General features: G+C 61.7%; 16 protein-coding genes. 2 read left to right on the top strand and 14 right to left on the bottom strand.

Annotation, left to right across the window (positions count from 1 at the left end):
• Window positions 1-9: 9 nt before the first annotated feature.
• The 11 genes from Q9R34_RS07480 to cysG all read right to left on the bottom strand — a co-directional run bounded on the left by Q9R34_RS07480 (window position 10) and on the right by cysG (window position 8,858).
• Window positions 10-636, bottom strand: a complete 627-nt coding sequence (locus tag Q9R34_RS07480) for a protein-L-isoaspartate(D-aspartate) O-methyltransferase (RefSeq protein ID WP_485892984.1) — start codon at window positions 634-636, stop codon at window positions 10-12.
• Window positions 630-1,391: a 5'/3'-nucleotidase SurE gene (gene surE, locus Q9R34_RS07475; RefSeq protein ID WP_096073726.1), complete on the bottom strand. Its 762-nt coding sequence runs from the start codon at window positions 1,389-1,391 to the stop codon at window positions 630-632. The genes Q9R34_RS07480 and surE overlap by 7 nt, the downstream gene beginning before the upstream one ends.
• Complete coding sequence (gene truD / locus Q9R34_RS07470) at window positions 1,372-2,421, bottom strand: tRNA pseudouridine(13) synthase TruD (protein ID WP_485892983.1); 1,050 nt, start codon at window positions 2,419-2,421, stop codon at window positions 1,372-1,374. Before truD ends, surE begins: the two co-directional genes overlap by 20 nt.
• Window positions 2,418-2,900 carry a 2-C-methyl-D-erythritol 2,4-cyclodiphosphate synthase gene (ispF, locus tag Q9R34_RS07465; protein ID WP_434125911.1) on the bottom strand — a complete coding sequence of 161 codons (483 nt, stop codon included), beginning with the start codon at window positions 2,898-2,900 and terminating at the stop codon, window positions 2,418-2,420. The genes truD and ispF overlap by 4 nt, the downstream gene beginning before the upstream one ends.
• Window positions 2,900-3,616 carry a 2-C-methyl-D-erythritol 4-phosphate cytidylyltransferase gene (ispD, locus tag Q9R34_RS07460; protein ID WP_434125883.1) on the bottom strand — a complete coding sequence of 239 codons (717 nt, stop codon included), beginning with the start codon at window positions 3,614-3,616 and terminating at the stop codon, window positions 2,900-2,902. Before ispD ends, ispF begins: the two co-directional genes overlap by 1 nt.
• A gap of 3 nt (window positions 3,617-3,619) precedes the next feature.
• Complete coding sequence (gene ftsB, locus Q9R34_RS07455; protein WP_033752087.1) at window positions 3,620-3,934, bottom strand: cell division protein FtsB; 315 nt, start codon at window positions 3,932-3,934, stop codon at window positions 3,620-3,622.
• 171 nt (window positions 3,935-4,105) lie between these two features.
• Complete coding sequence (locus tag Q9R34_RS07450) at window positions 4,106-4,426, bottom strand: DUF3561 family protein (RefSeq protein WP_434125881.1); 321 nt, start codon at window positions 4,424-4,426, stop codon at window positions 4,106-4,108.
• Window positions 4,427-4,481: 55 nt separating this feature from the next.
• A complete protein-coding gene (cysC, locus tag Q9R34_RS07445; protein WP_434125880.1) occupies window positions 4,482-5,087 on the bottom strand; it encodes an adenylyl-sulfate kinase in 606 nt (201 codons plus the stop codon).
• Window positions 5,087-6,514, bottom strand: coding sequence for a sulfate adenylyltransferase subunit CysN (gene cysN, locus Q9R34_RS07440; protein ID WP_485892982.1), 1,428 nt, complete (start codon window positions 6,512-6,514; stop codon window positions 5,087-5,089). Before cysN ends, cysC begins: the two co-directional genes overlap by 1 nt.
• 10 nt (window positions 6,515-6,524) lie before the next feature.
• Window positions 6,525-7,433, bottom strand: coding sequence for a sulfate adenylyltransferase subunit CysD (cysD, locus tag Q9R34_RS07435; RefSeq protein ID WP_033752098.1), 909 nt, complete (start codon window positions 7,431-7,433; stop codon window positions 6,525-6,527).
• Window positions 7,434-7,442: 9 nt separating this feature from the next.
• Entirely contained in the window at window positions 7,443-8,858 is a 1,416-nt protein-coding gene (gene cysG, locus Q9R34_RS07430; protein WP_485892981.1) for a siroheme synthase CysG, read from the bottom strand.
• A 254-nt stretch (window positions 8,859-9,112) separates the two neighbouring features.
• Between cysG and Q9R34_RS07425 the strand changes: the two genes are divergently transcribed.
• Together Q9R34_RS07425 and Q9R34_RS07420 are read left to right on the top strand one after the other, a co-directional pair.
• Window positions 9,113-10,132 (top strand): aminopeptidase, encoded by a 1,020-nt coding sequence (locus Q9R34_RS07425; RefSeq protein ID WP_485892980.1) that lies wholly within the window; start codon window positions 9,113-9,115, stop codon window positions 10,130-10,132.
• A gap of 8 nt (window positions 10,133-10,140) precedes the next feature.
• Window positions 10,141-10,425 carry a YciI family protein gene (locus Q9R34_RS07420; protein ID WP_485892999.1) on the top strand — a complete coding sequence of 95 codons (285 nt, stop codon included), beginning with the start codon at window positions 10,141-10,143 and terminating at the stop codon, window positions 10,423-10,425.
• A gap of 39 nt (window positions 10,426-10,464) precedes the next feature.
• Here Q9R34_RS07420 and Q9R34_RS07415 read toward each other — a convergent pair whose 3' ends face one another.
• From Q9R34_RS07415 to cysJ, 3 genes are read right to left on the bottom strand one after another with little or no spacing between them, the layout of a single operon-like run.
• A complete protein-coding gene (locus Q9R34_RS07415; RefSeq protein WP_434125874.1) occupies window positions 10,465-11,199 on the bottom strand; it encodes a phosphoadenylyl-sulfate reductase in 735 nt (244 codons plus the stop codon).
• A complete protein-coding gene (cysI, locus tag Q9R34_RS07410) occupies window positions 11,196-12,920 on the bottom strand; it encodes an assimilatory sulfite reductase (NADPH) hemoprotein subunit (protein ID WP_485892979.1) in 1,725 nt (574 codons plus the stop codon). The genes Q9R34_RS07415 and cysI overlap by 4 nt, the downstream gene beginning before the upstream one ends.
• Complete coding sequence (gene cysJ / locus Q9R34_RS07405) at window positions 12,920-14,725, bottom strand: NADPH-dependent assimilatory sulfite reductase flavoprotein subunit (protein WP_485892978.1); 1,806 nt, start codon at window positions 14,723-14,725, stop codon at window positions 12,920-12,922. The genes cysI and cysJ overlap by 1 nt, the downstream gene beginning before the upstream one ends.
• Between the last annotated feature and the right edge of the window lie 98 nt (window positions 14,726-14,823).

The following is a 14,823-nucleotide window of genomic DNA, read 5'->3' as shown; positions in this document are numbered from 1 at the left end:
GGGAAAATCTCAGGCCAAATCACCCTGAACCAGCGGAACGAACCGCACCGGCTCAATAGTTTCCTCCACAATGTCGCCACCCTGGCGGCGCAGACGCTTCAGCACCTGCTGATCCTCCCCCACCGGCAGCACCATAATGCCGCCCTCGTCGAGCTGCGCAATCAGCGCAGTCGGAATTTCGGGCGGCGCGGCGGTGACAATGATGGCGTCGAAAGGACCGCGCGCGGGCCAGCCCTGCCAGCCGTCGCCGTGGCGCGTCGAAACGTTATGCAGGTCGAGCTGTTTGAGGCGGCGTTTTGCCTGCCACTGAAGCCCCTTGATGCGTTCGACGGAGTAAACGTGGTCCACGAGGTGCGCCAGAATAGCGGTCTGATAGCCGGAACCGGTGCCGATCTCCAGCACGCGCGAATGGGGATGCAGCTCCAGCAGCGCGGTCATGCGCGCCACCATATAGGGCTGCGAAATTGTCTGCCCGGAACCGATGGGCAGCGCCACATTGTCCCAGGCTTTATGCTCGAAGGCTTCGTCGATAAAACGTTCGCGCGGCACCTCCGCGATGGCCCGTAACAGGAGCTCATCGTGGATGCCCTGCTGGCGCAGCTGCGCCAGCAACGCTTCGATACGCCGGTTCACCATACGAGACTGACCTCCGACTTCTCCAGCCAGTCAATCAGCACATCCTGCGCGCCGTGCGCGGTGAGGTCGACATGCAGCGCGGTCACGGAGACGTAGCCCTGATCCACGGCGGCGAAATCGGTATCCGGGCCAGCATCGAACTTTTCACCCGGAGGTCCAATCCAGTAGAGCGTGTTGCCGCGCGGATCCTGCTGCGCGATAACCTGATCGGCGGGGTGACGGCTGCCGCAGCGCGTCACGCGGATGCCTTTAATCTCTTCCAGCGGCAGATCCGGCACGTTGATGTTGAGAATACGCCCGGTGCGCAGCGGTTCGCGCGTCAGCGCCTGCAGCAGCGCGCAGGTGACCGCCGCTGCCGTATCGTAATGCTGATGCCCGTTGAGCGATACCGCCAGCGCGGGCAGGCCGAGATGACGCCCTTCCATCGCCGCCGCCACGGTGCCTGAGTAGATAACGTCGTCGCCCAGATTGGGGCCAGCGTTGATGCCGGAAACCACAATATCCGGGCGCGGCTGCATCAGCGCGTTGACGCCGAGATAAACGCAGTCGGTCGGCGTCCCCATCTGCACGGCGATGTCGCCGTTTTCATGGGTAAAGGTGCGCAGCGGCGTCTCCAGCGTCAGGGAGTTAGAGGCGCCGCTGCGGTTGCGGTCGGGTGCGACCACCTGCACCTCAGCGATATGGCGCAGCGCCTTTGCCAGCGTCTGAATGCCCGGCGCATGAATTCCGTCGTCATTACTCAGCAATATCCGCATCGTCACCTTCCTGTTGCAGAAGTTCCCGAATCACGCTGGTTGCGAAACTGCCTGCCGGCAGCCAGAACTGCATCTCCAGCGTGACGTCGTCCCACCAGTTCCAGCGCAGATCGCGCGGCACCACCAGCATCGCGCGCCGCGCCGCATCCACTCGCTCTCGCTCAAGCAGTGTAACCAATTCTGCTGCGCCCGCCAGAGATTGCTGCTCAAAGGCGAGCGCCTCCGCCTGCGGACCCGGTTCGCCGCGTCCCGGCAGCGGCGCGGTAATGCGCAGCTCATGGTGGTCGACGCGGGTTTGCAGCTCGCTCAGCTCCGCCGCCTGTGCGACAAACCAGCTGCCGCGGCCGGTAAGCTGCAGCGCATCACCCTCCAGGACCTGCGTTAGCGACCCTTGCTGCTGCAGGCGCGCGCTGGTGACCTGATTAAACAGCGCGCTGCGTGCCGCCGAAAGGATCAGGCTGCGCTTGTTGCGGTCGCGCAGGCTGATTTCGCCACGCGCCCACTGCTGCGCCATGGTCAGGTTATGGCCGCCGCGGCCAAAGCGCTGCGTGCCGAAGTAGTTGGGGGCACCGGCGTCGCGGATCAGCGCCAGGCGCGATTCCACCGCGTCGCGGTCGCTGATCTGGCGCACCACGAGACGAAAAGCGTTACCCGCCAGCGCGCCGATACGCAACTTGCGCTTGTGGCGCGTCGCTTCGAGAATCTCGACCCCTTCCAGCGAAAAACCGCTCAGGTCGGGCATCGCATTGCCCGGAATGCGGAAACAGAGTGTCTGCTCGGTCACCGCATGGCGGTCTTTCATTCCTGCATAGCTCATATCGCGCTGATGCACGCCGAGGAACTTCGCCAGCGCCTCCGCCACAAAACGCGTATTTGCGCCGGTTTTACGGATGCGCACCAGCAGATGCTCCCCCTCGCCGTCGGCGCCGTAGCCGAGATCCTCCACCACCACAAAATCTTCCGGGCTCGCTTTGATTGTGCCGCACGCGGTTGGCTTGCCGTGCAGAAAAGCCTGGCTCTCCAGCGTCATGACGCATCCGCCTTCAGCAGCAGCGCGACCGCTTCGCAGGCGATGCCTTCGCCGCGGCCGGTAAAGCCCAGCTTCTCGGTGGTGGTGGCTTTGACATTGACCTGATCCATATGGCAGCCCAGATCTTCAGCGATATTGACGCGCATCTGCGGCACATGGGGCAGCATTTTTGGCGCCTGAGCGATGATGGTGACGTCGACATTGCCGATGCGATAGCCCTTTTCCGCGATGCGTCGCCAGGCCTCGCGCAGCAGGCCGCGGCTGTCCGCGCCCTTATAGGCGGGATCGGTATCGGGAAACAGCTTGCCGATATCGCCCATCGCCACCGCGCCAAGCAGCGCGTCGGTCAGCGCATGCAGCGCCACGTCGCCGTCGGAATGGGCAAGAAAACCCTGTTCAAACGGGATCCGCACGCCGCCAATCACCAGCGGACCTTCTCCGCCAAAAGCGTGAACGTCAAAACCGTGACCGATACGCATCATGCGCTCTCCTTTAACTGAATCTGGGTTAAGTAAAATGCCGCCAGCGCCAGATCTTCCGGCCGGGTGACTTTGATGTTATCACTGCGTCCGCTGACCAGCAGGGGATGATAGCCGCAATATTCGAGCGCCGAGGCTTCGTCGGTAATGGTCGCACCTTCCGCCAGCGCGCGCGTCAGGCAGGCGGTCAGCAGCGGGTGAGGAAAAAACTGCGGCGTCAGCGCGTGCCAGAGATCTTCACGCTCGACGGTATGCGCCACGGCGGCAACGCCCGGCTCGCCGCGTTTCATGGTGTCACGCACCGGCGCCGCCAGAATGCCGCCAACGCGGCTGGTTTCTCGCACCTGCAGCAGACGCGCGAGATCGTCAGGATGCAGGCAAGGACGCGCCGCGTCGTGCACCAGCACCCAGCCTGCGCCCTGCGCGGCTTGCAGCCCCGCCAGCACCGACTCCGCGCGCGTTTCGCCGCCCGTTACGCTGAGCACGCGCGGGTCCCGCGCCAGCGGCAGCGAGGCGAACTGCGCGTCATCCGGGCTAAGCGCGACGATGACCTGTTTGATAGCGGGATGGGAAAACAGACGTGCGATGCTGTGTTCCAGAAGCGTCTGCTGACCGATGGTCAGATACTGCTTAGGACAGGTCGCCTGCATGCGGCTGCCGATACCGGCAGCGGGCACCACGGCGATCACCTCCGCAGGGAGAGAGTGCATGTTCATGAGTTATCGTTGTTGGTTTTGCGCAGCCTGCGCGTTGCGTTTGTTCTGATCCGGCACCAGACGATAGAAGGTCTCACCGGGCTTTATCATGCCCAGCTCGTTGCGTGCGCGCTCCTCGATCGCTTCCGAGCCGCCATTGAGATCGTCAATTTCGGCAAACAGCTGATCGTTACGCGCTTTAAGTTTGGCGTTGTTCGCCTGTTGCACCGCGACGTCATCATTGACGCGCGTGTAGTCGTGAATACCGTTTTTGCCCAGCCACAGCGAATATTGCAGCCAGCCGAGCAGCACCAGTAGCAGTAACGTCAGTTTTCCCATCCCCGCCCCCTGAAAAACGGCTCAATCATCCCATAACTTGCTGCAGGACTCCACTCCAGCGGTGAAAATGGCCCGCTTTACCGGCTGTCTGCACAAATTCTGATTAGGATGGCAGGAAAGCAGACAGGTAAAGTTTTGTAACCTGCCGACGCGTTTCTACATCGGGAAGCATTACCAGCCGGATAAAAAAGAGAAGAGCAGCCAGAAAAGGCAGACAACGACTATCGCCGTAGCGGGCGTCGTCCAGAGCAGCCTGCCGCGCAATGCCATACTGAAAATGATGCCGATCAGCACTGACGCTGGCAGCAGCGCCAGGAAAAAAGGCCAGGTATAGAGGAAGAAGAAAAGCGTGTTGGAACCGTACAACAGGAAAGGGATCGCCAGCGCGCACCAGTAAGAGAGAAAGCCGATGATGCCGCCCGGCAGCGACGAGCGCGGCTCGTCCGGAGAGGTGTCATCTTTGCGGGCCAGCATAGGAGTAACGTTCTGCATAGAGATCCTGTTGACGCGAAGGCGGCAAATCAGCCTCGATTTGCCGCTTGTCTGTTCAGGATTCGATGATATCGCGGTGACGCAGCAGGTCTAACAATTGGCCGGTCAGTTTTGTAACCAATTGTTCGCCCGCTAAGCGTATTTCCGGCTGCTCCGGCGCCTCGTAGAGGCTGTCGATGCCGGTAAAATTACGCAGCTCGCCCGCGCGCGCTTTCTTATATAACCCTTTGGGATCGCGCGCTTCGCACACCGCCAGCGGCGTATCGACGAAGACCTCGATAAAGCGCCCTTCTGGCAGCATATCGCGCACCATCTGACGCTCCGCGCGGTGCGGCGAGATAAAGGCGGTGAGCACCACCAGCCCCGCATCCACCATCAGCTTCGCCACTTCGCCGACGCGGCGGATGTTCTCTTTGCGATCCGCGTCGCTGAAGCCCAGATCGCGGCAGAGGCCGTGACGCACGTTATCGCCGTCAAGCAGATAGGTACTGACGCCGAGCGCATGCAGCGCCTGCTCCAGCGCGCCAGCCACCGTCGATTTGCCGGAGCCGGAGAGGCCGGTAAACCACAGCACCGCGCCCTGATGGCCGTGCTGCCGCTCGCGCGCCTCGCGCGTCACCGGATGATCGTGCCACACCACGTTTTCATCGTGCTGCGCCATTACTCACCGCCCAGCAGATCGCGCGCGTTCCAGTGCGGGAAGTGGCGGCGGATCAGCGCGTTCAGCTCCAGCTCGAACGCGCTGAACTGACCCGCCTGCCGCGCCGCGCCGATCAGCGGCTCATGAATCATCCCGGCGCCCACGGTGACGTTGCTCAGGCGATCGATAAAGATCATGCCGCCCGTCACCGGGTTCTGCTGGTATTTATCCAGCACCATCGGTTCGTCGAAGGTCATTTCCACCAGGCCGATGCCGTTCAGCGGCAGCGTCTCCGCGGCGCGTTTCTCCAGCGTGTTGATCTCGACCTGATGAATCACCTTCTCCACGCGGCCGCGCGCCTTCTTGCCGGCAATTTTAATATCGTAGCTCTGGCCAGGCTGCAGCGGCTGCTCCGCCATCCATACCACGTCAACGGTGGCGGACTGCACCGCCTCCAGCTCGGCGTCGCTGTCAACCAGCAGATCGCCGCGGCTGATATCGATCTCGTCGTTCAGCACCAGAGTAATGGCTTCGCCCGCGCCCGCTTCCTGCAGATCGCCGTCAAAGGTAACGATGCGCGCAACGGTGGACTCTACGCCCGACGGCAGCACCTTCACGCGCTGGCCGACACGTACCGCGCCGGAGGCGAGCGTACCCGCATAGCCGCGGAAATCCAGGTTCGGACGGTTAACGTACTGCACCGGGAAGCGCATCGGCTGCTGATCTACCACGCGCTTCACCTCAACGGTTTCCAGCACGTCAAGCAGCGTCGGACCGCTGTACCACGGCATGGTCTGGCTCGGCGTGGCGACGTTGTCGCCCTCCAGCGCCGACATCGGCACAAAGCGGATATCCAGGTCCTCCGGCAGCTGCGCCGCGAAGTCGAGGTAATCCTGTTTGATCTGTTCAAAGGTCTCCTGGCGATACTCCACCAGGTCCATTTTGTTGATTGCTACCACCAGGTGCTTAATGCCCAGCAGCGTCGAGATAAAGCTGTGGCGACGGGTCTGATCCAGCACGCCTTTACGCGCGTCGATCAGCAGAATCGCCAGGTCGCAGGTCGAGGCGCCGGTCGCCATGTTGCGGGTGTACTGCTCGTGTCCCGGCGTGTCGGCGATAATAAATTTACGCTTCTCGGTGGAGAAGTAGCGGTAGGCCACGTCGATGGTGATGCCCTGCTCGCGCTCCGCCTGCAGCCCGTCCACCAGCAGCGCCAGGTCGAGCTTCTCACCCTGGGTGCCGTGACGTTTGCTGTCGTTGTGCAGCGAGGAGAGCTGGTCTTCATAAATCTGGCGCGTATCGTGCAGCAGGCGGCCAATCAGCGTGCTTTTGCCGTCGTCGACGCTGCCGCAGGTGAGAAAACGCAGCAGACTTTTATGCTGTTGCGCGGTCAGCCAGGCTTCCACGCCGCCCTGATCGGCAATCTGTTGTGCAATAACGGTATTCATCTGCGTCTCCTTAGAAATAACCCTGACGTTTTTTCAGTTCCATCGAACCGGACTGATCGCGGTCAATCACGCGGCCCTGACGTTCGCTGGTGGTAGAGACCAGCATCTCTTCGATAATTTCCGGCAGCGTCTGCGCCTCAGATTCCACCGCGCCGGTAAGCGGCCAGCAGCCAAGGGTGCGGAAGCGCACCATACGCTGCTTGATCACTTCGCCAGGCTGCAAATCGATACGGTCGTCATCCACCATCATCAGCATGCCGTCGCGCTCCAGCACCGGACGCGGCGCGGCGAGGTAGAGCGGCACGATTTCAATGTTTTCAAGGAAGATGTACTGCCAGATATCGAGTTCGGTCCAGTTCGACAGCGGGAAGACGCGAATGCTTTCGCCCTTGTTGATCTGACCGTTGTAGTTATGCCACAGCTCCGGGCGCTGGTTCTTTGGATCCCAGCGGTGGAAACGGTCGCGGAAAGAGTAGATACGCTCTTTGGCGCGCGACTTCTCTTCGTCGCGACGCGCGCCGCCGAACGCGGCGTCAAAGCCATATTTGTTCAGCGCCTGCTTCAGCCCTTCGGTTTTCATAATATCGGTGTGCTTAGCGCTGCCGTGCACGAAGGGGTTGATGCCCATCGCCACGCCTTCCGGATTGCGGTGAACCAGCAGCTCGGCGCCCATCTCTTTTACGGTGCGATCGCGAAACGCGTACATCTCGCGGAATTTCCAGCCGGTATCGACATGCAGCAGCGGAAACGGCAGCGTGCCTGGATAGAAGGCTTTACGCGCCAGATGCAGCATCACCGACGAATCTTTGCCGATGGAGTACATCATTACCGGATTGCCGAACTCCGCTGCGACCTCGCGGATGATATGAATGCTTTCCGCCTCTAACTGACGCAGATGAGTGAGTCTTTTTTGGTCCATGATTTTTCCTCAAGCCAGTGTGACAACGGCGGACTCGCGGGTCGCCTGCTGTGCAGAATGTTGAAACCACGCCAGCTGCTCGTGCAGCTTCACCACTTCCCCGATCACCAGCAGCGCTGGCGTCGGCGCGGCGGCAGCCAGCGTCTCAAGGTGCTCCAGCGTGCCGGTCAGCACCTGCTGATCCTGCCGCGTGCCGCGGCCAATCACCGCCACCGGCGTCGCGGGGTCGCGGCCGTGATGTATCAGCCCTTGGCTAATCACCGCAGCCTTTACCGTACCCATATAGATCGCCAGCGTCTGACGCGCGCGCGCCAGCGACGGCCAGTCGATGTCGTCGCCGTCGGCGCGACAGTGACCAGTGATAAACAGCACGCTCTGCGCGTGATCGCGGTGCGTCAGCGGAATACCGGCATAGGCGGTCGCGCCTGCCGCCGCCGTCACGCCGGGCACCACCTGGAACGGTATCCCCGCCTCCTGCGCCGCCTGCAGCTCTTCGCCGCCGCGACCGAAGATAAAGGGATCGCCCCCTTTCAGGCGCACCACGCGCTTGCCTTTGCGCGCCAGCTCCACCAGCAGGCGATTGGTCTCTTCCTGCGGCACCGAGTGCGCACCGGCGCGTTTGCCGACGCAGATGCGATCCGCGTCGCGGCGCACCAGATCCAGCACCTCGTCGCTGACCAGATGGTCGTAGAGCACCACGTCCGCCAGCTGCATCACCTGCAGGCCGCGCAGCGTCAGCAGCCCGCTGTCGCCGGGTCCGGCACCGACCAGAATGATTTCCCCTTCGCGGTTCGGCTCTTCCTGCAGCTCGCGCTGTAAAGTACGCGTCGCTTCGTCCACGTTGCCCGCCGACATCTGGCTGGCGAACAGACCGTTAAAGGCGCGCTCCCAGAAGCGTCGGCGATCGGACATGCGGCTAAAACGCTGCTTTACGCGGTCGCGAAACCCGCCCGCGACCTCTGCCATCTGTCCCAGGCTGGCGGGCAGCAGCGCTTCGAGCTTTTCACGCAGCATACGCGCCAGCACCGGCGCGGTGCCGCTGGAGGAGATAGCGACCACCAGCGGAGAGCGGTCTACGATAGAGGGAAAGATAAAGCTGCACTTTGGCTGGTCGTCCACTACGTTAACCAGCCGGTGACGGGCGTTGGCCTCGTCGTAAACCTGGCGGTTGAGCAGGTTATCGTCGGTCGCGGCGATGGCGAGAAAAACCGCGTCGAGCTGCGCCGGCTCGAACGCCGTCGCCAGCCATTCGATCTGCTGTTCCTGATGCAGCGCCTGAAGTTCAGGGCAGAGCTCGCGCGACACCACGCGCACCTGCGCAGAGGCGCGACGCAGCAGTTCAATTTTGCGCGCCGCGACGTCGCCGCCGCCTACGACCAGCACCGGACGACCTTTGAGATCGGCGAAAAGAGGCAAATAGTCCACGATAACCCTGGCGTTGTAACCGTAATTTAACGCGACTATACGTTGCGCCCTTCTGGCAGATGAAATTACGAATTGGAATGAGTAGTTACCGAATGGAATAACGCGCCAGGGAAGCTCATAACAAAATGTGCTTAACGGATGATCTGGCAAGGCTTTCAGAGCGAATCAAATTGTCTAATGGCGATCACAGTTTCATACTGGATAGCCAAAAAATTTTGGCTTTTCGTCACAGGATGACCCACAAGGAACACCCCATGTTTGCCCTTCTCCGCCTGACCGCGCTGGCTGCGCTGTTGAATTGCGGTTTCGCTCTGCACGCCCAGGCCGCCAGCGTCGCGCCGGGGAAATTTGCCGAGCAGCAGCTTCGCCATATCGCCACTTACTTCCCCGGCCGCATGAGCGGCAGCCCAGCCGAAATGATGGCCGCCGACTACCTGCAGCAGCAGTTCACCGCGCTCGGTTTTCAGAGTAATACCCGTCAGTTCAATACCGGCTACCGCTGGCGCGAAGCCAACGGCGATCTGCGCTGGCATAAAGTGACCGCGACCTCGGTAATCGCCGCGCGCGCCGGCAGCGCCCCGCAGGAGATCCTGATTGTGGCGCATCTCGACACCTGGACGCCGCTCAGCAGCAGCGACGCGGAGCATAACCTTGGTGGCCTGCGTCTGCAGGGCGTCGACGATAACGCGTCAGGGCTGGGCGTGATGCTGGAGCTGGCGCAGCAGCTGAGCCATCGGCCGCTGCATTACGGCGTGCGCTTTGTGGCGCTGAGCGCAGGCGAAACCGCGCTGGGCGGCATGCAGGACTACGTGGCGCGCATGAGCGAGAAAGAGAAAAAGAACACGCTGCTGGTGGTCGATCTCAACAGCCTGATCGCCGGCGACCATCTCTATTTCAACAGCGGCAGCAATACGCCGCGCGCGGTGCGCAAGCAGACCAGCGAACGCGCGCTGCGCCTCGCGCAGCAGCTCGGCATCCCCGCCGCCAGCCATCAGATGACCGCGCGCGACTATAACGCCGCTAACGCCTTCGATAAGGCGGGCTTTCCGCTGCTGGACGTGACGGCGAGCAACTGGGCGCTGGGTGACAAAGATGGCGCGCAGCAGCGCCGCCGCTCGACGCATTTCCCCGACGGCACCACACGCCATCAGATTGATCGTGATAACCTCAGCTATCTCGATCGCTGGCTGCCGGGCCGTATTTCCCTGCGCACGCGCGACAGCGTGAAGGTGCTGCTGCCGCTGCTGGGCGAGCTGACCAATCCCAAAGTGTGAGGATAATGATGTATATCGTTTCGTTAAGCTATTTTCGGCCGGTCGAAGAGGTGGAAACACTGCTGGAACCGCATATCCAGTGGCTGAATCGCTATTTCGCTGCTGGCGTCTTTATCGCGGCTGGACGCAAGGATCCGCGCACCGGCGGTATCGTGCTGGTCAAAGATATCGATCGCGCGCGGCTGGATACGATTCTGGCGGAGGATCCCTTTGTCGCGGTGGCGAATTATGAGGTGACCAGGCTGAACGTCACGCGTGCGACAGAGGAGTTTGCCGCTCTGGTAGGGATGTAGTCAGCAGGCGCGCGGTTATATCGCCGCGCGCCTGGAAATTTAGCCTTCGTGCAGGCCGCACTCGCGCTTGAGGCCGAAGAAGCGCGTCTCCTCTTCTGCCATGCCGGGCTCCCATTTGCGCGTGGTGTGGGTATCGCCCACCGACAAATAGCCTTCGTCCCACAGCGGATGGTATTGAAGATTGTGCTGCTGCAGATAGTGATGAATCTGACGGTTGTCCCAGTCGATAATCGGCAGCACCTTGAACACGCCGCGCTGCACGCCAAGCACCGGCAGATTCGCCCGGCTGCCCGACTGATCGCGCCGCAGCCCGGCGAACCAGGTCTGCGCGCCCAGCGTCTGCAGCGCACGGTTCATCGGCTCAACCTTGTTGATCTGGTTGTACTGCTCAATGCCTTCCACCCCCTGCTCCCACAGCTTGCCGTAGCGCGCCTCCTGCCAGGCCGCCGAGGTTTCGGCGCGAAACACCTGCAGATTCAGGCCCAGCTGATCCGTCAGCCGATCGATAAAACGGTAGGTTTCCGGGAAGAGATAGCCGGTATCGGTGAGGATCACCGGAATATCGGGCATCTGCCGCGTGACCAGATGCAGCGACACCGCCGCCTGAATGCCGAAACTCGACGAGAGCACAAAGGCGCCCGGCAGGTTCTCCAGCGTCCAGCTGACGCGCGCCTCCGCCGAGCTTTTCTCCAGCTGCGCATTGACGGACGCCAGCGCCAGCGTGCGCTCGACTTTGTTCATTTCACCCAGTGCTGCGAGGTCGAACTGACTCATACTGCCTCCGAATCCCAGAAATCTCGTGCCGGATCGACAACCGGCTTGACGATGCCTGCGCGGATCGCGAAGTCGCCGAAGCCCTCAGCGCCGTGGCGCTCGCGCGCCCAGCGGCCCACCAGCTCGTCGATGCTGGCGAGGATCTCGCTTTCGGTGATGTTCTCGCGATACATACGCGGAATACGCGTACCGATGCGGTTGCCGCCGATATGCAGGTTGTAACGGCCCGGCGCTTTGCCCACCAGCCCGATTTCCGCCAGCATGGCACGGCCGCAGCCGTTGGGACAACCGGTGACGCGTAGCACTATGTGCTCTTCGCCCACGCCGTGGCTGTGCATGATCTCTTCGACTTTGGTGACAAAGGCGGGGAGAAAACGCTCCGCTTCCGCCATCGCCAGCGGGCAGGTCGGGAACGAGACGCACGCCATCGAATTTTCGCGCTGCGCGGTCACGCTCTCCATCAGGCCGTGTTCACGCGCAATCGCCTCGATTTTTGCCTTTTCGCTCTCCGGCACGCCGGCCACGATCAGGTTCTGGTTCGCCGTCAGGCGGAAGTCGCCCTGATGCACGCGCGCAATCGCCGCGATGCCGCTTTTCAGCGGACGGTCCGGGTAGTCGAGCAGGCGGCCGTTTTCGATAAACAGCGTCAGGTGCCACATCTTGTCGATGCCCTTGATCCAGCCGATGCGGTCGCCGCGGGTGGTAAACTCGTAAGGACGAATCGGCTCGAAGGTTAGCCCGGCGCGCTTCTCCACTTCCGCTTTGAAGGTCTCAACGCCGACGCGCTCCAGGGTATATTTGGTTTTGGCGTTTTTGCGATCGGTGCGGTTGCCCCAGTCGCGCTGGGTAGTCACCACCGCAGCCGCGACCTCCAGCGTTTTCTCCAGCGGCAGAAAGCCGAACTCGCTGGCGGTGCGCGCATAGGTCGCTTTGTTGCCGTGTTCGATCGACAGGCCGCCGCCGACCAGCAGGTTAAAGCCGATCAGCCTGCCCTTCTCCGCCACCGCGATAAAGTTCAGGTCGTTGGCGTGCAGATCGACATCGTTGTGCGGCGGGATCACCACCGTGGTTTTAAACTTACGCGGCAGATAGGTCTCGCCGAGGATCGGCTCCTCATCCGTAGTCGCAACCTTCTCTTTATCCCACCAGATTTCTGCGTAGGCGCGGGTGCGCGGCAGCAGATGCTCGGAGATCTTCTTCGCCCACTCGTAAGCTTCCTGATGCAGCTCCGACTCGACCGGGTTTGAGGTGCAGAGTACGTTGCGGTTGACGTCGTTAGCGGTCGCCAGCGCGTCGAGCCCGACTTCGTGCAGCATCTGGTGCGAAGGCTTGACGTTCTTCTTCAGAATGCCATGGAACTGAAAGGTCTGGCGGTTAGTCAGACGAATGCTGCCGTACAGCGTTTTTTCGGTGGCGAACTTGTCGATCGCCAGCCACTGCGTCGGCGTGATGATACCGCCAGGCAGTCGGCAGCGCAGCATCATGGCGTGACGCGGCTCCAGCTTCTGCTCGGCGCGCTCGGCGCGAATGTCGCGATCGTCCTGCTGGTACATGCCGTGGAAGCGGATCAGCAGAAAGTTATCGCCGTTAAAGCCGCCGGTCAGGCCATCATCCAGATCCTCCAGAATGGTGCCGCGTAAATAGTTGCTCTCTTTTTTAAGACGCTCGGCGTCAACCAGCTTGCCTTCAACGACCAGCGGTCCGGGGTGTTTTTCGCTCATTAGTAAACGTCTCGCTGATAGCGGCGCTCAATGCGCAGCTCGCTTAAAAATTCGTCGGCCGTTTCACGATCCATTGCGCCGTGTTCGACCACCACATCCAGCAGTGCCTGCTCGACATCCTTCGCCATACGGTTGGCGTCGCCGCAGACATAAATATGTGCGCCCTCTTCGATCCAGCGCCACACTTCCGCCCCTTTGGCGCGGATTTTGTCCTGCACGTAGACTTTCTGCTCCTGGTCGCGCGACCAGGCGAGGTCGATATGGGTCAGCAGGCCATCCTTCACATACTGCTGCCATTCCACCTGATAGAGAAAATCCTCTGTGAAGTGCGGGTTGCCGAAGAAGAGCCAGTTTTTGCCGCCTGCGCCATCGTTATCGCGCTGCTGCATAAAGGCGCGGAACGGCGCGATGCCGGTGCCCGGGCCAATCATAATCACCGGCGCATCCGGGTTAGCGGGCAGACGGAAATTATCGTTATGCTCGATAAAGACGCGAATTTCCGCATCCTCTTCCAGCCGGTCGGCCAGATAGCTGGAGGCGCCGCCTGCGCGTGCGCGGCCGTCGATATCGAAGCGTACCGCGCCGACGGTAATATGGACTTCAGTTTCATTCTCCGCCTGCGACGAGGCGATGGAGTAGAGGCGCGGCGTCAGCGGACGCAGCAGCGTCGTCAGCTGTTCGGCGTTGAGTTCGGTCGGCGCGTTACGCACCATATCGACGATCGGGAAGGTCTGCGCATAGTGCTGCAGCTTCGCCTTATCGCCCACCAGCGCCAGCAGCGCGTCGTTGCGCGACAGCGCGGCGTACTGCTCGACAATCTGGGCAGTGTTCACCGTCAGCTCAAAACGCGTTTGCAGCGCTTCGCTAAGCGGCAAGGTTTCACTCTCCATCTGCACCGGCTCATCACCTCTCAGCCACAGCAGGCTCAGCAGCTCGGCAACCAGTGCCGGGTCATTTTCATACCAGACGCCCAGCGCGTCGCCTGGCTGGTAGCGCAGGCCGGAGTCGCCCAGGTCGATTTCGATATGACGCACGTCTTTATCGGAGTGGCGGCCGGTAATCTTTTGGTTAACGGCAAAGCTGGCGGACAGCGGCGCCTCTTTGGTGTAGGGGCTGCTGTGCACTTCATTGACGCTGCCGGTCGCGGTCGCCACGGCCTGCGCCGGCGTTTCGCTCGGCACGCGCTGCTTCAGCACCTCGACCAGCGCGCGGCGCCAGCTGGCAGCCGCTTCGGCGAAATCGACGTCGGCGTCGACGCGATCCAGCAGGCGCTCTGCGCCCAGCTCCGCCAGACGGCTGTCGAAATCCTTGCCCGCTTTGCTAAAGAATTCGTAAGAGGTGTCGCCGAGGCCCAGCACCGCGAAGGCGGCGCCATTAAGCGCAGGCGCTTTTTTCGACATCAGGAATTTATGCAGCGCCACCGCCTCTTCCGGCGGATCGCCTTCACCCTGCGTGGAGGTCACCACCACCAGCAGCTTCTCCTGACCGATCTGCTTGAATTTGTAATCGCCGGCGTTAACCAGCTTGACGTTCAGCTTCGCCGCCTGCAGATCGTCGCGCAGCTGCTCGGCGACGCGGCGCGCGTTGCCGGTTTGCGAAGCGGAGATCAGCGTAATCGCCGGGATCTCCGCCGCCGTTGGCGCACTGGCCGCGACGCTGCCGGGCGTCTGATTGATCATTCCCCAGAAGTAGCCAGAGATCCACGCCAGCTGGGTGGGAGAAAAATCAGTCGTTGCCGCCTGTAAGCGCGCAAGTTGCTCCGGGTTAAGCGGGAGCAGAGAACCTGGGGGTGCCTGAGTCGTCATCGCGTTAAGAATTCCAGTATTCAGAGTCCGGACGGTAAAGTAGCAGGAAGAGTGGTAGGTTACCGGCCCGTATATTAACGATTAAATACGGCTTCGAC

Source organism: Enterobacter sp. BRE11 (genome assembly GCF_031844285.1).
Taxonomy (GTDB): Bacteria; Pseudomonadota; Gammaproteobacteria; order Enterobacterales; family Enterobacteriaceae; genus Pantoea.
The sequence above is the reverse complement of the archived record's forward strand: the minus strand, read 5'-3'. Positions and strand labels throughout refer to the sequence as shown.

What these genes read in the sequence shown, in the direction of transcription:
- cysD (WP_033752098.1), bottom strand. Translation starts at nt 7,433, where the DNA reads ATGGACCAAAAAAGACTCACTCATCTGCGTCAGTTAGAGGCGGAAAGC.
- cysI (WP_485892979.1), bottom strand. Translation starts at nt 12,920, where the DNA reads ATGAGCGAAAAACACCCCGGACCGCTGGTCGTTGAAGGCAAGCTGGTT.
- Q9R34_RS07450 (WP_434125881.1), bottom strand. Translation starts at nt 4,426, where the DNA reads ATGCAGAACGTTACTCCTATGCTGGCCCGCAAAGATGACACCTCTCCG.
- surE (WP_096073726.1), bottom strand. Translation starts at nt 1,391, where the DNA reads ATGCGGATATTGCTGAGTAATGACGACGGAATTCATGCGCCGGGCATT.
- cysN (WP_485892982.1), bottom strand. Translation starts at nt 6,514, where the DNA reads ATGAATACCGTTATTGCACAACAGATTGCCGATCAGGGCGGCGTGGAA.
- cysC (WP_434125880.1), bottom strand. Translation starts at nt 5,087, where the DNA reads ATGGCGCAGCACGATGAAAACGTGGTGTGGCACGATCATCCGGTGACG.
- ftsB (WP_033752087.1), bottom strand. Translation starts at nt 3,934, where the DNA reads ATGGGAAAACTGACGTTACTGCTACTGGTGCTGCTCGGCTGGCTGCAA.
- cysJ (WP_485892978.1), bottom strand. Translation starts at nt 14,725, where the DNA reads ATGACGACTCAGGCACCCCCAGGTTCTCTGCTCCCGCTTAACCCGGAG.
- ispF (WP_434125911.1), bottom strand. Translation starts at nt 2,900, where the DNA reads ATGCGTATCGGTCACGGTTTTGACGTTCACGCTTTTGGCGGAGAAGGT.
- Q9R34_RS07420 (WP_485892999.1), top strand. Translation starts at nt 10,141, where the DNA reads ATGTATATCGTTTCGTTAAGCTATTTTCGGCCGGTCGAAGAGGTGGAA.
- truD (WP_485892983.1), bottom strand. Translation starts at nt 2,421, where the DNA reads ATGACGCTGGAGAGCCAGGCTTTTCTGCACGGCAAGCCAACCGCGTGC.
- ispD (WP_434125883.1), bottom strand. Translation starts at nt 3,616, where the DNA reads ATGAACATGCACTCTCTCCCTGCGGAGGTGATCGCCGTGGTGCCCGCT.
- Q9R34_RS07415 (WP_434125874.1), bottom strand. Translation starts at nt 11,199, where the DNA reads ATGAGTCAGTTCGACCTCGCAGCACTGGGTGAAATGAACAAAGTCGAG.
- Q9R34_RS07480 (WP_485892984.1), bottom strand. Translation starts at nt 636, where the DNA reads ATGGTGAACCGGCGTATCGAAGCGTTGCTGGCGCAGCTGCGCCAGCAG.
- Q9R34_RS07425 (WP_485892980.1), top strand. Translation starts at nt 9,113, where the DNA reads ATGTTTGCCCTTCTCCGCCTGACCGCGCTGGCTGCGCTGTTGAATTGC.